Source organism: Paenibacillus zeisoli, assembly GCF_003994465.1.
Lineage (GTDB): Bacteria > Bacillota > Bacilli > Paenibacillales > Paenibacillaceae > Fontibacillus > Fontibacillus zeisoli.
This window is the reverse complement of record NZ_RZNX01000001.1, coordinates 692,927-709,574: the sequence shown is the minus strand read 5'-3', so window position 1 is coordinate 709,574 and position 16,648 is coordinate 692,927. Positions and strand designations below refer to the sequence as shown.

Here is a 16,648-nt window from a genome sequence, read left to right as displayed (position 1 = left end):
ACATAGGAGTAATAATGCTTGCTGCTTCTTGTTTCTTTTTATATTAAAATAGTATTTCAATCTCATATTACTTAAATGTTGATCTATAGGTTAAACCTATCACAATTATAGATATCATATCTTGGATCAATTAGCTGACAAGTGATATAGTAGATTCAACGAACGAAGCGGCAGGTCTTAGCACATTGTGCCACTTCGTCACCAGGTTCGCTACTACTGCAAATTTAGAGGTGATTATGATGAGTCAAAAGAAAACTATGTATGAGAAAATTTGGGATAATCATGTTATTCATCAGGAAGAAGGCAAGCCAAGCATTCTATATATCGACCTTCATCTTGTTCATGAGGTTACGTCTCCACAAGCGTTTGAAGGACTTCGCCTAAGCGGACGCAAGGTACGCAGACCAGAGCTTACTTTTGCTACTATGGACCATAACGTCCCTACCAAAGACCGCTTTAACATTACAGATCCAATCTCCAAACAGCAGATCGATACGTTGTCCCAGAACTGCCGTGACTTCGGCGTAACTTTGTTCGACCTCGACACGATTGATCAGGGCGTTGTGCACGTTATGGGTCCTGAGCTTGGTCTTACTCATCCGGGTAAAACTATCGTGTGCGGTGACAGCCATACTTCCACACACGGAGCATTCGGTGCTCTGGCATTCGGTATCGGTACAAGTGAAGTTGAACACGTAATGGCTACACAGTGCCTGCAGCAGGCCAAAGCGAAGACACTTGAAGTGCGCTTTGTCGGCAAACGGAATCCTGGCGTTACAGCGAAGGACCTTATTCTTGGTGTTATTGCCAAGTATGGTACTGACTTCGCAACAGGTTATGTCATTGAGTACACAGGCGAAGCTATTCGTGAGCTGTCTATGGAAGAGCGCATGACGGTCTGCAATATGTCTATCGAAGGTGGAGCTAGAGCAGGTCTGATCGCTCCAGACGAAACAACATTTGAATATCTGCGTGGACGTCAGTATGTACCTCAAGGGGCTGCTTTTGATGAAGCGGTTGCCCGCTGGAAAGAGCTTACATCTGATGAAGGCGCTCAATATGACCGTGTTGTTGAGTTCGATGTAGATTCCCTGATTCCACAAGTAACCTGGGGAACAAGCCCGGGTATGGGTACCAACATTAGTGCGACAGTTCCGAATCCTGCTGATTTCGAGTCGGAGAACGAACGTAAAGCGGCTGAGAAAGCTCTCGAATATATGGGCCTTACTCCAGGTACTCCAATCTCCGAGATTGAGATTGATTATGTGTTCATCGGTTCATGTACGAACGGACGGATTGAAGATCTTCGCGCAGCTGCTGCTGTAGCTAAAGGTCATAAAGTATCGGATAAAGTAACAGCTATTGTCGTGCCTGGTTCAGGACGAGTTAAGATTCAGGCAGAAGAAGAAGGTCTGGACAAGATCTTTACTGAGGCAGGATTTGAATGGCGTGAAGCCGGATGCAGTATGTGTCTTGCCATGAACCCTGACGTTCTGCAGCCAGGACAACGCTGTGCATCAACTTCCAACCGTAACTTTGAAGGTCGTCAAGGACGCGGAGGACGTACTCATCTGGTCTCCCCGGCTATGGCTGCGGCAGCGGCAGTTGAAGGACGCTTTGTAGATGTTCGGGATTGGAACTTCAAGACTGAAGTTGTCAGCTAAGATAAATAGCAAGTAGAGGGGAGACAATAACTATGCAAGCTTTCACTAAATTAAACGGCATCGTCGGTCCCGTAGACCGCGTCAATGTTGATACAGATGCTATCATTCCTAAACAATTTCTAAAGCGTATTGAACGCACGGGATTCGGTCAATTTCTATTCTTTGAGTGGCGTTTTGATGAAGAAGGTAATGTGAATCCTAATTTCGAATTGAACAAACCACGCTATGAGGGAGCTTCCGTGCTGATCTCCCGCGTTAACTTTGGCTGCGGCTCCTCCCGTGAGCATGCGCCTTGGGCGATTATGGACTATGGATTCCGCTGTGTGATTGCACCTTCTTTTGCAGATATTTTCTACAATAACTGCTTTAAGAATGGTATCCTGCCAATTGTCCTTTCCGAGGAGCAGGTAGAAGATTTGTTCCAGCGTACAGCAGCTCATGATGGTTATAAGCTGAATGTCGATCTTGAGAACAAAACACTTACCGATGATTACGGTCTAGTGATCAATTTTGACCTCGACGAGCACCGCCGCCAGTTCCTTCTTCAAGGACTGGATGATATCGGACTTACGCTCAAGCATGAGGACGAGATTACAGCTTATGAACAGAAGAACGCAGCGCGTCTGTTCGCCTAAATAAGAAGTATATTTGAAGTGCACCCCCGTGGAATACTTAGGCTTTACCCTTTTGGGTTAGGCTTAAGTATTTTAGGGGGTGTTTTTTGTGTCTTTTAACGCTGCAGTCAAAGTATTCCGAAGATTGGTTGATAAGTCTACGTGTTGCTGTTGATAGTAACAATATATTATTATCAATTTAGAGGTGGCTAAAAATACATTTATTGCATTTCACAAGGGGGTAAATCAGATGTACCCATTGGATGACAACGGACTTACGGAACGCGAATTTATGGAGCAGTATCAGTCAGAGGATTACGAGAAGCCGTCGGTGGCGGCGGACATGGTGATATTCACGGTAACGAATGCGGAGGAGGACAATTACCGCAAGCTGCCGGATAAGGAGCTGCGTATTCTGCTGATTCGCCGGGGAGGGCACCCGTTCCTAGGGAAATGGGCGCTCCCTGGAGGATTTGTTCGGCCAGATGAGACGACGGAGCAGGCTGCGGCCAGGGAGCTGTATGAGGAGACAGGCGTGGCGGACGTTTATTTGGAGCAGCTGTATACGTTCAGCGATATTGGACGTGATCCCCGTACCTGGGTGATGAGCTGCAGCTATATGGCCCTGATCAACAGCAGCCAAGTGCAATTGAAGGCTGGAGACGACGCTGCCGACGCTGCCTGGTTCAAAGTAACCTACCGGCTTCTGAGGGAGAACAAAGAGACGAGTGACGGCGTATATATCAAGAAGCTGGAGTACGAGCTCAAGCTTAGCTCGGGCGATGAAGAATTTACGGCGATCGTGGAAAGAACAGTAACGACGAGTCCGGCTTCAACAGGCATGTCTTTCGCGATTTTGTCTAATGAGGGACTTGCTTTTGATCATGCCAAAATTATAGCTTATGCGATTGAGCGTCTGCGCGGGAAGGTGAACTACACGGGGATTGCTATGAATTTGCTGCCGGAGGAGTTTACACTGACCGAACTGCAGCAGGTTTACGAGGTGATTTTGGATAAAGAGCTGCTGAAAGCCGCCTTTCGGCGAAAAGTGGCGGATCTAGTTGCAGAGACGGACCAATATACTGAAAATGCGGGACATCGGCCATCCCGCCTGTACCGGAGAAATTGGGAAGAAGTTTGACAAATCCAGTTAAGGGGAGCGGCGTTTAAAGTGAGTCACGATTATTCAGAAATTGATATTGTACTGGAGAAAATGCAATCCGCATTGGAACGAATCAGGGAACAGAATCCCGACTTCTATTCTAAATATCCTACGCAGCTATTAACTATAGCGGATGAGCAGGTCATACAAAGCATTTCCATCCAGTGGCAGCTGCCTGACGAATACTTGTACTTTTTAAGACACTATGTGCCGCGGTCGGTCTCTTGGAGCACGGATGAATATATCAATCTACAAATCTACGGCGCTGACGATTTGGTTGGGGGTCAATCTGGCTATAACTACAATCCTGTTAAGGAAGAACTCATCACGGAATGGCCGGCAGGTTATTTAGTCATTGCTTCAGATGAAGGCGATCCTTATTGTATCGATCTCTCCAGAGGGGATACGGTAATTTATACGGCTCCGCATGGGGCCGGGACGTGGGATTTCTCTGTTGTTTACGACAATCTTACCGAGTTTCTGCATAGCGTCCTGCTGCCACGCAGTTATGAAGATGAGGATTCGAATATGGATGAAGACGAACAGTATTCTTATAACAAGGTGTTCTTAACCGGCCCGGGCAGCGACAAAGTAAAAACATTATTGTTTATCAAAAAAGTGTTCTCCTGCGATTATACTGAAGCGAAAGCCCATTTGGAGGCAGTGCCACTGACCGTGTATAAGGGAATTGACCGGGAGGCAGCGAAAATCGTGGAACAATTGAGAAGTATCGGAGCAGACTACGAATCGCATAGGATTAGTGTGAACGAATTTTTGGGCATTCCATAGATTACAAATCTGTTTCTTTTGTGACTCTATTAAATGCATTTTTTTCCTGATAAAATGATACTAATTAGCAACATTTAAGAGAACTTGACGTCAAAGATGTCGTAAAGTGTTGACCTGTTTGTCCATGTTTCCCGTTGTTCTCAGGTGGATACACCTGATCGTCTTTTACAAACAATTTTGATTAGGATGGTAGGGGTGAATGATGAAGAAACTTGGATTTTTGGCCTTTCTATTTTTTTTCCTACTCGCATTTCCCGGGCAGGGGCAAGCGGCATCAGGCGCTACACACATTAAGCTGGACGGACGAGAGATTAAGCTAACCAAGGACAGTCAGGTTCAGGAGATCTCAGGCAGCGTATTAGTACCCCTTCGAGTCATTGTGGAAGAACTGGGGTACAACGTAAATTGGGATAGCAAGACTAAGAAAATTAGTATAGAGCAGGGCGGTAATACCCTGGATTTAACGTTGAACAAGAAAACCGCGCATGTCAATGGAGCTAAGATTATCATGCCTGCGGCTCCTCTCCTTAAGGGAAATATTACTTACGTCCCTCTTCGCTTTGTATCCGAACAGACCGGTTTAAAGGTGCTTTGGGATAATAAGCTGAAGACAGCGTTTCTTACCTCGCCAGATTCTGAAAGCGGGAGTGATACCGGTTCAAATAGTGGTACCACAGCTGGAAATGTAAGCGGTAATTCCACCCCTGTTCCTGCTCCGGGAGGCTCCTCTGACACTGGAACTTCAAGTGGGAGCGCTGGAAATGGGGCAAGCGGAACTACCGGGGGGCAGTCTCAACTAGCTTCCATCAACGGAATTAGCTTTAGCGATAATCGATTGATTGTCGCTATTGACGGAACCACGATCACGAAGGTCTCCAAGCTAACGGGACCTGATCGCATCGTAGTTGATTTAACCAATACGAAGTTCTCGGATTCCTTCTTAAGCGGACAGCCGCTCAATAGTGCAGGTCAAGGACTGCTTCCAGTTACGGGTTTTCCTGATGTGAAGCAGGTAAGATATTCATTGTTCAGCAGTAACCCTTCAACCGTACGTCTGGTGCTCGATCTGAATTATAGCAAGGGATATCAGCTGCTGAACGCGGGTGATGGTCTCGTAATCGTTGATTTGAATCAAGATTCGTCCGGGCCTGCTACTTCTCCGGGAGGCAATGGCAAGAAGTTGGTCGTTATAGATGCCGGGCATGGCGGGCAGAAGGATCCGGGAGCCATCAGCATAACCGGGAAATATGAGAAGACCTTTACACTTGCTGTAGTTCTCAAGGTACAGGAGCTTTTGAAGAAAGAGCCGGACATTGATTTTGTGCTTACTCGGAGTGATGATACCTATCCTACACTCAGCGACCGGGTAAAGATCGCGAATGATCTTAATGCAGACTTGTTTGTTTCTGTACATGGAAATAGCGCAGTTGCTACGGCTACGGGTAGTGAGACTTATTACACAAGGCCGGATAGTATAGAGCTGGCTAATGTGATGCATAAATATCTGGTCGAAGCCACAGGACTTCCAGACCGGAAAGTTAGGCAGAAGAGCCTTCAAGTGACCCGGGAGACCAAAATGCCAGCGGTCCTACTCGAAGTCGGATACCTAAGTAATAAGAATGATGAAGCGCTGATGTATGATGATGCGTTTCAAGAGCGTGTTGCAGAGGGTATTGTAGCAGGTATAAAGGAATATTTAGGCCTGCAGTAGACTAGAGCCGTGATAAGGGGGTTTGTGGCATGAAGAGAAAGAGTTTGACTACCGGGTTACTAATCCTGCTCATGCTGGTAAGTGCGGGATGCGGACAAAAGTCTCAAGCTGCTCCACCGGTCAATGACCAGGTTAGTGCTCCAAGTGTAACAAGTGGCAATCAGGAGAAGGAGACTCCATCAACTTCTCAGCTTGGCACTAACGTAGCAGCAGCTTCGCCAAGCGAGTCGTCTGATCAACCTGAGAACTCGGCCAACAAGTTAACAATCAGCAGTTATTACACGGATAATGACATGATGGAATTGAAAGAGGAGCACAAGGAGATTACTTTCTCAAATGAGCAGGATAAGTACACGGAAGTCTTCAAAACCTTGAAAGACAGCGGCACGGATAAGCTGTTCGCTCTTTGGCAGAAGGTCGAGTTGAAGTCGGCCGCTTTAAAGGATGGAGAATTAACGATCGATATTCATTTGCCAGATGAAGCGAGATTGGGCGCGGGCGGAGAAAGTTTAGCTATTGAGGCACTGAAGAGAGCTTTCTTCCAGTTCGATGAGGTCAAGTCCATTGAGCTTCTGGTTGATGGAAGCAAAGTGGATACCTTGATGGGTCATGATGAGTTAGAGCATCCGATGACAAGATCATAAGTGAACATATCCTATTTGAGAATCCGCGCAGCGGGTTCTTTTTTTGTCTATAGGTGGAAATAGAATCCATTTATTACAGCTTGATTCCCACGCTTGCACGAAGGATGAAAGCGTTTTAAAACCTTTGTTAAGGTCGGACTAAAGAATATGAGAGGAATGTCGATAATAGAAAAGAGGGGTTATCAGCTGGGAATTTTGACAGAAAAGTTGGCATTATTTCGCAACTTTTAATAGAAACCCGCGTCTAATAATCGTCCAGGTGATGTCGAAGGATAGCACTTTGTGTTGAAATCATTTCGGACAAATACAAGAATGGTAGGGGTGAAGGATGAAGAAATTAGGCTTTTTTGCAGTTTTGTTCGTCTTTTTATTGGCTTTTCCCGGGATGGGAAGTGCGGCTGAAGCAAGTACGCATATATATCTTGACGGGAAAGAACTGAATCTTAGCTCAGCTAATCAGGTTCAAGAAGTCAATGGAAGTGTGATGATTCCGATTCGTGTCGTCATGGAGGAGCTTGGTTTTAATGTCAGCTGGGAGAATAAGACAGGCACGGTAACCATAAAGAATGCGGATACCTTAATTAAATTAGTTGTAGGAAAGAAGACAGCTACTGTAAATGGGACGACTGCAATCGTTCCGGTAGCTCCATACCTTAAAGGTGATACTTCCATGATCCCACTTCGTTTCATCAGTGAGCAGATGGGAATGAAGGTCAACTGGGATCATACAACGAAATCTGTACAACTTATTACCCCGAGAAGTGATAGTGGAAACACTTCTCAGACAGATGCATTGATCAGCGGGATTAGCTATAGCGATAACCGTCTGATCATTGCGGCCAGCGGGAAGGTTACACCTAATGTGTTCAAAATGACGGGTCCCGACCGGATTGTGATTGATGTGCCCCATGCACGGTTCGATAACACATTTCCTGCCGGAGTTCTGGACAGCAATCAGATGGGATCCATTCAGATCAATGGATATCCAGACGTTTCACAGGTGCGCTTTTCACTATACAGCACTAATCCTTCGACAGTGCGCATCGTTCTCGATCTAAATTATGCCAAAAATTACGAACTCGTAAATGCCGGGGATGGTCTGATTATCCTTGATCTGAACAAGGGTTCGTCTACTCCAGTAACACCACCGGGAACTAGCGGGAAGAAGCTTGTGGTACTGGATGCTGGTCACGGCGGAACAGACCCGGGTGCCATCAGCATTAAGGGACGCAGAGAGAAGGACTTTAATCTGGCTGTCGTTCTGAAGGTGGAAGCCTTGCTTAAGAACAACAAGAACATTGATCTAGTCCTTACCAGAAGTGGGGATACTTATCCTACTTTGTCTGATCGGGTGAAAATTGCCGAGAAGCTGAAAGCGGATATATTCATCTCCGTTCATGCAAATGCGGGTGCAGCTGCTGCCACGGGTGTAGAGACCTATTACACAAGAAATTCCAGTCTGCAGTTGGCTAATGTGATGCATAAGTATTTGGTTAAAGCCTCTGGCCTTACGGATCGCAAGGTTCGTTATGCAAGTCTTCATGTAACACGTGAGACGACAATGCCGGCAGTTCTTCTGGAGTGCGGATATCTCAGTAATACGAAAGATGAAGCTCTTCTCTATACGGAGACATTCCAGAACAAAGTGGCCGAGGGTATTGTAGCAGGCATTAAGGAATATCTGAAAGTTCAATAGATTTCCTGAAAGGAGGAAGCGAAAGTGACAAGAAAACTTTGGTTCACAGCGCTGCTGGTTGTAGTTGTTGGAATAAGTGCAGGTTGTGGTCAGAAGCCGCAGTCAGCAGCTGTGTCAGACAATTCACAGAAAAGTTCGGCTCCTGCCACGATTACGGATAACTCCAATAACTCTTCGGGTACTTCGGATACTTCCACAGGGGGAGCAACGCAGCAGGCAGCCACAACAACCACACCGACTACTACCGAGCCGGCGGACACGAACGCCAAGACTTTGCTCATTAATGCTTTTTATACGGATGATCAAATGCTTGAGCTGAAGAAGGTTCAGAAAGAAATCAAGGTTGGGAACGATCAGGACAAGTATGAAGCTGCCATAAAGTCACTTCAGAGCAGTGGCGACAGCAAGCTGTTCGCGCTTTGGGAGAAAGTGAACTTTAAGTCGGTTAGCTTCAAAGACGGATTGCTGACGGTAGATATTCATCTGCCGGATGAAGCGAGGTTAGGAGCGGGGGGCGAATCCCTGGCCCTTGAGGCGCTTAAGAAGACAAGCTTTCAATTTGATGAAGTGAAAAGCCTGGAGCTGCTTGTTGATGGGCAGCAGGTTGACACACTGATGGGCCATGTCGAACTTACGCATCCACTGACGAGAGAACAGGAATAGTTAAAGGAATATGACTGCTGTATGTCGAATTTGAATACAGCAGTCCATTTTTTTTGTTAAAGGGGAGAATTTCATGTCTTACAACAAAAGCCGTAAGCGCCACTCTCACAAAGCGGTGTCTACCATGCTCGTTACTGCAATGTGCTTGAGCGGCGGTGCTGCTGCATTTGCGGATACAACGACTACGGCTGCCACAACAACTACTTCAGCTCAATCTACGGTAACTGCTTCGATATTCAGTGATGTAGCCAGCGGCTATTGGGCTGAAAAGCATATTTATAAACTTGCGTCCGAAGGAATTATCCTCGGAGATAAAGGGAAGTTTCGTCCTGGTGACAGTATCACACAAGAGGAAGCGATTACACTTGCGCTGAGGTTCATGAACTTGGACAGCAAGCTCCCAGCTTCACCAGTAGTTCCAGATAAGCTGAAGACCGGTAATTATTTCAAGCCGTATGTTGCGCTTGCTCTTCAGCAGAAACTGATTGACCAGACGGAAGAGGCGGCAGCGACTGGAGCCAAAGAAACTTGGGGATCCAAGAAGGCTTCACGCGAATGGATCGCCAAAATTATAGTTCGTGCACTTGGAAAAGAAGCTGATGCTAAAGTTGCGGCAGCGAAAGCAACTACTTTTGCTGATAACGCCAAGATTTCTGCTGGAGCAAGAGGATTTGTATCTGTGGCGGTTGACCTAGGGCTGACCAAAGGTGTAGACGGCAACAAATTTGATCCACTTGGTCTTGTGACCCGTGCGCAGATTGCAACCTTCTTCAGCCGCGGCCAGTCCTATTTGAACCCTGCCTATTCAAGTGTGTATGAGGGCGTAATCTCTGAGCTTACAGATTCCAAATTGACCTTGTATATGAACGGTAAGACACGCAGTTTTGTACTTGATAACCGCAGTGTATTCTTTACAAGCAATTCAGAGACCCGGATATCGAAGAGTGACCTTAAGCCATACACTAAAGTAGTTGCCATCGACAAGGTGGGATCGGCCGCCTATGTGGAGGTAACAGATACGAAGCAGCAGGTTGACAGTATTGAAGGGACATTTGCCAAGATCTCAGGGGATAATACAATTTGGCTCAGCACTGCCACAGGTTATACACCTTACGGTTATGATGCTGGAACCCAGTTCATTGACCAGAATGGCAAGTCTATAACAGCGGCATCACTGACCGCAGACAGTACGATTGAAATTCAGCGTGAGACCTATTCGCCTGACAAGAAGACGGTAATGGTTAAAGTAAAGTCTGGACTTGTGAATAAAAGTGGCACAGGAACGATCCAATCCGTTGACTTGAATGCCAAGACAGTCACGGTCAAGGATGCATCAGGTTCTGTTGAACAGTACAAAGTGGATGATTATACACTCGTAAGATATCAAAGCCAAATTATCAGTCTGGCCGAGCTCAAACCGAATTCGGTAGTGAAGTATACGATCAAGAACAACGTATTCACTAACCTTGAGGTAACCCAAAGTGTTGAGCGGACAGTTAAGGGTATGCTGGTTGATGTGAATGGAACGAGTAAATTGGTTACATACAAAAGCTCTGGGGGCTCGCTCGAAGCTAAGTTTTTAGGTGATAAACCGACTATTCTTGTTGATGGAATTGCCGATGCAGGATTGTCAGATCTGATTGCAGATCCTAGCGCAGGTGATCAAGTGGAGATCACCCTAGATGCGCAGGAGAAAGTAACCCGGATTCAGGTGCTGGGCCGGCAGTCTGAGCAGCTTACAGACCTGAATGTAGTGTCCTACGATAGCAAATACAAGGCGCTTACGGTTGTGAATGCACAGAATAAGCTTGAAGTGTACAAGCTGGATGACAAGACCAAGCTGGACTATAATACAACCCAGCCTACTCTAGCCGGAGTCGAGCCTCTATTAACCAAAGATCGCAGAATCAGTCTTATTCATATCGGCGACCGGGTACTGGCACTCCAGGTAATCTACAAATACGAAGGAAACTTTGTGTCGGCAAATACGCTAGCTAAGACCGTGACAATTCAGCTGTCAAGCGGCAAACTGCTTACCCTGCCTTACACAGGTTACACACCTTCAATAGAAATCTATGGTTTGGCTAATCCTGCGGTGTCGGATATTAAGACGGGCGCAAGTGTTACTCTGATTCTTACGGCTGCTCAGGATGCGGTTCAGACTTTGTCAGTGAAGTCACCGATGCAGTTCGAGGTGGTCTCGGTTGACCCATACAATAACCGGCTCCGGGTCAAAGCCAAAGGGGTAACGGATGAATTCTATGTGGATAAAGCCGTACTTCTAGGAGACAATGGCCAATCTATTAAGCTAACAGATCTTTCGGCGGGACAATTTATTAACGTGGTATTTAGCGGAAGGACCGCAGTTTCGGTCCAAGCCGTAAAGCTTGATCTTGGCAAAGTTCTGATCAGCGACGGTCAATCCGTCTCAGTCAAGAATTTTACAGGTGTGACGACTTCCTACTCTGTCTCAGCAGGAGTTAAAGTGGTGAGAAACGGAGTGGTAAGCACCAATCCGGGTTCCCTGACTACCGCCGATCATGTGGAAGTTCGCAAGGATGAGAACGGCCAGCTCGTATTCACCGTTCTTAATTCGATTGTCCGTCCATTCAATTATTACGATTCAACTGCGAAAGAAATCTATGTAAAACATGACTTTAACGACAATAATTATCGGTATGGAGTGACTCTGGAGACGTATGTTCACCAAGGAGACATCACTTTAACCGTGCAATCCCTCAAAGAAAATGATAATATTGTATTATATTTCAACAATGACAAGCTGGTTGAGATCGAAAAACAATAAGTCATTTTCTGAGATTGACCGTCTTGATACGGGATTCAGTCCCATATCAAGACTTTTTTTTGCCGGGGGGAATGCACATGAATGCGGCTGGCGTCCGCCACATACTGGACAGCATAGGAGCCATGTTTCCGGATGCCCACTGTGAACTTAACCACAGCAACGCCTTTGAACTGACGATTGCCGTCCTTCTGTCAGCACAGTGCACAGATGCCACGGTCAACAAAGTAACGGTAGATTTATTCCAGAAGTACCATACTCCGCTGGATTATGTATCTGTGCCGATTGAAGAATTGGAGCAGGATATCCGCCGGATTGGTCTCTACCGGAACAAAGCGAAGCACATCCAGAATCTGTGCCGAATTCTAATCGAACAGTACGGAGGGGAAATTCCTTCAGAGCACGATAAGCTTGTCCTCCTGCCAGGTGTAGGCAGAAAAACAGCCAATGTCGTTGTCTCAAATGCATTCGGGGTTCCTGCTATTGCGGTAGATACTCATGTGGAGCGCGTAAGCAAGCGACTGGGCCTTGCAGGCTGGAAAGACTCTGTCCTAGAGGTCGAGAAGAAGCTGATGAAGCGGGTGCCGAAGGATGAGTGGACACTGACACATCATAGATTAATTTTCTTTGGACGATATCACTGTAAAGCCCAGTCCCCGCAATGCCAGGTATGTCCACTGCTTGATGTGTGCCGGGAAGGCAAAAAGCGTATGAAAACTGCGCAGCTTAGAGAAGATAGAGAGAGTAAGGCCAAAAAATGATATTGATAGTAGAGGATGAGACTTCATGAGATGTATTTCCGTTTACACAGACAATTTCGAGCTTTTCTCGGATATGTTTGAACAGGTGATTGAGATTAATTTGAATGAGAACGATGAGCGTGAACTGGAAGGAATCACAATCAGCGACTCTGGTGAGGTTCCTGAGCACTATCTTGAGCGCATGGCGAAGAAACCGGAAGTTGTAGTAATGAAAGACAAGAACAGAGGCATTACAATTCTTCAGCACGGTAAAGTGTTCGAAATTCTGATTCCTTCAGATGAAAGTGAAGCTGTAACTGCAGGTTAGTAGTTTCGGATATTCCCGATTTGAATTGAATGATGGTTCCACCTGAAATGAAACCGAATTTTTTCGGTTTTATTTTTTTTGTCCTTGAACGGCTTCCAAGCGGGGATATCGAATGATAAAATAAACATATTTATAAATTTAGGGTTCCATAGAGAACATAGAAGAATGCGGTCAGGAGAGAGACTTTTCAATGAAAACGTTATCAGATCAAAATAGGCTGCCTGTAGAGCAGCTGCTTCGTAGCTTGAAGGAACATCTGAACCAGGCAGGGGATCGTAAGGCAAGCCGAGATGTGGACGAGCTGGCTTTAAAGCAGCGGGCCGGCGAGTTGACTATCGCGTTCTGCGGACATTTCTCTGCGGGGAAGTCGAGCCTGATCAATACCCTGTGCGGCAAAAGAGTGCTGCCGGCCAGCCCTCTTCCAACCAGTGCGAACGTGGTCATGATTCGTAATGGATCTCCGCGGGTGCTGCTAACTAAATCTTCGAATGAAGAGCCAGTTCTTGCGCAGCTGGATCAATTGGAGGAATACTGCCGAAACGGAGAGGCGTATACGCGGATTGCCGTGTGGGATCAGATTCCTTTACTGGAGAATCAGGGTGTTCTACTGGATACGCCCGGGGTAGACTCCAATGATGCAGGACATGCACTTGCGACCGAATCGGCGCTTCATCTGGCGGATGTGGTGTTCTATGTAATGGACTACAACCATGTGCAGTCGGAGACCAATCTGAGCTTTGCCAAAAGCCTGTCCGATTGGGGTAAACCGGTGTACCTGGTGGTCAATCAAATTGATAAGCATCGGGAACAGGAGTTGGAGTTCGATAAATATCGGCAGTCCGTAGAGCAAGCTTTTGAACTGTGGCAGGTGAAGCCGGCTGGTATCTTTTATCTATCCTTAAAACAGCAGGAACATCCTCGCAATATGCTTCCAAAGTTGAAGAGTGTTCTGGCCGAACTGATGGAGCACAGGGAAGAGCTGCTTCAGTATTCGTTATCCTGTTCGGCCTTTCATTTGGCTGAAGCTCATCTGAAGCAGCTGGACAGCATAGAGGAGCCGGAGCGTGAACGGTTAATTGATGAATTGGGCGGGGAAGAAGAGGCTGCGCGAGTAGAGGAAGAAATCGCCGCTCTTCAGCGGGCTTCGGAAGAGAACGAGACATTACCTTCGAGGCTTCAAGCTGAATTGGCGGCTGAGCTGGACAAGCTGCTGGGCAGTGCTCAGCTGATGACGCCGCCGATAAGGGAAGCGGCACAGCTCTATCTGGAGAGCCGAAATCCCGGCTTCAAGATGGGCTTCTTGTTCGCAGCAGGCAAGACGGAAGCGGAGAAGCAGCGGCGGCAGGACAACCTCTTCCAGAAGCTGAGCGAACAGGTCTCGGCTCAGGTGGATTGGCACGTTCGTGATTTGCTGCGCAAATTGGGGCAGTCGCATCACTTGTGGTCATCCGTATGGGAGACTCAATTGGACGAGGCGCTTCCGAAGCCGAGTCTGAACTGGATCTCCGAGCCGGTGAAGGCCGGAGCGACGTTGTCCGGCGAGTCGACGCTGCATTACGCAGCGGACGTCAAAGCCGTAATCACGGCGGCGTACCGCAGAGCCGCCTTGGATTTCGCAGCCGAGCTGCTGGCGGAGCTGGCCCCGCAGCAGGAGGCCGTACGCGGCGAGCTCTCGCACCGCCGCGAGACGCTGCTGACGCGCGCGAACCTCGCCGCGCGTCTACAAGCCCTTGACCGCGGCGCCGATGCCCGCGCCGCGGAGCTGCGGGCGCTGCTGGGCGCGCCCGCGGCCCTCACCTCCGGCGTACTGCCGGAGGTGGGGGAACCCGCTGCGCCGCCGCAGATGCAGGCGGCGCAAGAAGCGCCAGCTGCCGCAGCAGTGCAGGCGGCAGCGCCAGCGGCGCCAGCCGCCGCGCCGATCCAGCGGCGGCTGGATGAAGCGGCCGCGCTGCTGGAAGGCGCGGCCGAGGCGCTTGCGCCGCATCCCGCCTTCGAGGCGGGGATGCGTGCGCTGATGGCGCGCGCCGGCGAGCTGCGCCGCGGGCGGTTCACGATCGCGCTGTTCGGTGCATTCAGCGCGGGCAAGTCCTCGTTCGCGAATGCCCTGCTGGGGCAGCGCGTACTGCCGGTATCGCCGCATCCGACCACCGCGGCGATTAACCGCATCATGGCCCCGGAGGGGGGATATGCTCATGGCACAGCTGTTGTGAAACTGAAGACTCCAGAGGCTATGCGGGAAGACCTGGCCTACTCCTTCAGTGTTCTCCAGCTTGGAGCCTGGAAGGAACAGTCCTGGCTGGAGGCAGTCAGGAAGCTGAAAGCCAAGGATATTCCAGCCTCGGGGCGCTCCCATTACAGCTTCCTACAAGCAGCAGCGATCGGCTGGACTTCCTACGAAGGCAAGCTTGGTACAAGTCTGTCGGTCGATATGACCGAGTTCTCTGCCTTTGTAGCTGAGGAGGCAAGAGCTTGTTTTGTAGCGGGAATCGATCTGTACTACAGCTGCCCGCTCACGGAGCAGGGGATCGTTCTTGTGGACACGCCGGGGGCGGATTCCATCCATGCACGGCATACGGGTGTCACCTTTCAATATATGAAAAATTCAGATGCTTTATTGTACGTAACGTACTACAATCATGCGTTCTCACGCGCCGATCGTCAGTTCCTAGCTCAGCTCGGCCGGGTAAAAGGCAATTTTGCCCTGGATAAGATGTTCTTTATCGTTAATGCGGCAGACCTGGCGGCATCCTCTGATGAACTACAAGAGGTTGTAGATCATGTGAACAGCAGTCTGCGCACAGCCGGGATTGAGCGCCCTCAGATCTACGCCTTATCAAGTCTGAACGCGCTGGAAGCTAAGCTTATAGGAGACCAAGTCCAGCTGTCTTCTTCTGGCTTTGAACAATTTGAAGAGGCATTCGATTCGTTCATAGGAAAAGATCTCAGCAGCCTGGCAGCGGGCTCTGCAGCGGATGAGCTGCACCAAAACTCTCTCCGTGTGCAGCAGAGGCTCTACGCTTTGTCACAGTCGGAAATGGACCGGGAACGTATTCTCCAGCGTCTGGACACAGAACGGGCGAGTTATGAACAGTCACTTAAAGAGCTCGCCACTATGGATCTGAGCAGTGAGATTATCCAGGAATCGGATGAACTGCTGTTCCATGTCCGTCAGCGGCTTCGGCTCGCTTCAATGGAGCTCTACCGTGAATTCTTCCATCCTTCACTGCTTCAGGAGGACGGGGGAGATCTGAAGAAGAAATTTGCTGTATCCATGCATGATTGGACAGCACAATTGTCAGGTGAGCTGGAACGGGAACTACAGGCTACATCCTTGCGTCTCGAGACAAAGGTGAATGCTTTGGTGAAGCGAGAAGGGGACAGATGGCTTGAGAAAGCTGAGCATAGAGATCTTGGCCCGCACTTGTATCTCAGAAATCCTATTCCTTGGACTACACCGGAGATTGGAGAAGGTCTGCTCACCGGGAAGCTGGATTGGCATGCTTACTGGTCTTACTTCAGGAATCCAAAACATTTCTTTGAGGGGAAGGGAAGAGAGGCGCTTCGGGAAGCTTTGGAAGGTCCCTTGGAGATACTCGTCAAGGAAGCTGTTGATCAGGTTCAGATTAGGTATGCCGAATATTACTGTGATGGGGCGAGACTCCGGAAACAGGATGCATGCGACCATTTCATCAATTTATGGCTCGAATGGGAAGCTGAAATGCGTGAATTAAGCGGTTCTAATGATGAATCAGCAGTCCTCGAAGAGCTTAGAATAGGCCTGGATAACACAGAACAGCAACTTAGGCAGATATACGAAGCATGAAGGAGTATTTA

General features: G+C 48.2%; 12 protein-coding genes. All 12 read left to right on the top strand.

Features of this window, described 5'->3' with window-relative positions:
• Positions 1 to 239: 239 nt before the first annotated feature.
• The 12 genes from leuC (at position 240) to EJP77_RS03220 (ending at position 16,637) form a co-directional block, all read left to right on the top strand.
• The gene (gene leuC / locus EJP77_RS03275) at positions 240 to 1,664 is read left to right on the top strand and encodes a 3-isopropylmalate dehydratase large subunit (RefSeq protein ID WP_127198292.1); all 1,425 of its coding nucleotides are present in this window, start codon (positions 240 to 242) and stop codon (positions 1,662 to 1,664) included.
• 32 nt (positions 1,665 to 1,696) lie between these two features.
• Positions 1,697 to 2,299 carry a 3-isopropylmalate dehydratase small subunit gene (gene leuD, locus EJP77_RS03270; RefSeq protein ID WP_127197726.1) on the top strand — a complete coding sequence of 201 codons (603 nt, stop codon included), beginning with the start codon at positions 1,697 to 1,699 and terminating at the stop codon, positions 2,297 to 2,299.
• 229 nt (positions 2,300 to 2,528) lie between these two features.
• The gene (locus EJP77_RS03265; RefSeq protein ID WP_127197725.1) at positions 2,529 to 3,419 is read left to right on the top strand and encodes an NUDIX hydrolase; all 891 of its coding nucleotides are present in this window, start codon (positions 2,529 to 2,531) and stop codon (positions 3,417 to 3,419) included.
• 30 nt (positions 3,420 to 3,449) lie between these two features.
• Positions 3,450 to 4,229, top strand: coding sequence for an SMI1/KNR4 family protein (locus tag EJP77_RS03260; protein ID WP_246021650.1), 780 nt, complete (start codon positions 3,450 to 3,452; stop codon positions 4,227 to 4,229).
• A 199-nt stretch (positions 4,230 to 4,428) separates the two neighbouring features.
• The gene (locus tag EJP77_RS03255; protein WP_342772973.1) at positions 4,429 to 5,940 is read left to right on the top strand and encodes an N-acetylmuramoyl-L-alanine amidase family protein; all 1,512 of its coding nucleotides are present in this window, start codon (positions 4,429 to 4,431) and stop codon (positions 5,938 to 5,940) included.
• Positions 5,941 to 5,969: 29 nt separating this feature from the next.
• The gene (locus tag EJP77_RS03250; protein WP_127197724.1) at positions 5,970 to 6,584 is read left to right on the top strand and encodes a GerMN domain-containing protein; all 615 of its coding nucleotides are present in this window, start codon (positions 5,970 to 5,972) and stop codon (positions 6,582 to 6,584) included.
• A gap of 328 nt (positions 6,585 to 6,912) precedes the next feature.
• Positions 6,913 to 8,280: an N-acetylmuramoyl-L-alanine amidase family protein gene (locus tag EJP77_RS03245; RefSeq protein WP_127197723.1), complete on the top strand. Its 1,368-nt coding sequence runs from the start codon at positions 6,913 to 6,915 to the stop codon at positions 8,278 to 8,280.
• A gap of 24 nt (positions 8,281 to 8,304) precedes the next feature.
• Positions 8,305 to 8,943, top strand: a complete 639-nt coding sequence (locus tag EJP77_RS03240) for a GerMN domain-containing protein (protein ID WP_127197722.1) — start codon at positions 8,305 to 8,307, stop codon at positions 8,941 to 8,943.
• A 73-nt stretch (positions 8,944 to 9,016) separates the two neighbouring features.
• Entirely contained in the window at positions 9,017 to 11,749 is a 2,733-nt protein-coding gene (locus EJP77_RS03235) for an S-layer homology domain-containing protein (protein ID WP_127197721.1), read from the top strand.
• A gap of 77 nt (positions 11,750 to 11,826) precedes the next feature.
• The gene (gene nth / locus EJP77_RS03230; protein ID WP_127197720.1) at positions 11,827 to 12,507 is read left to right on the top strand and encodes an endonuclease III; all 681 of its coding nucleotides are present in this window, start codon (positions 11,827 to 11,829) and stop codon (positions 12,505 to 12,507) included.
• 25 nt (positions 12,508 to 12,532) lie between these two features.
• Positions 12,533 to 12,814, top strand: coding sequence for an NAD/NADP transhydrogenase alpha subunit (locus tag EJP77_RS03225; protein ID WP_127197719.1), 282 nt, complete (start codon positions 12,533 to 12,535; stop codon positions 12,812 to 12,814).
• Positions 12,815 to 13,004: 190 nt separating this feature from the next.
• Entirely contained in the window at positions 13,005 to 16,637 is a 3,633-nt protein-coding gene (locus tag EJP77_RS03220) for a dynamin family protein (RefSeq protein WP_127197718.1), read from the top strand.
• The last annotated feature ends 11 nt before the right edge of the window (positions 16,638 to 16,648 follow it).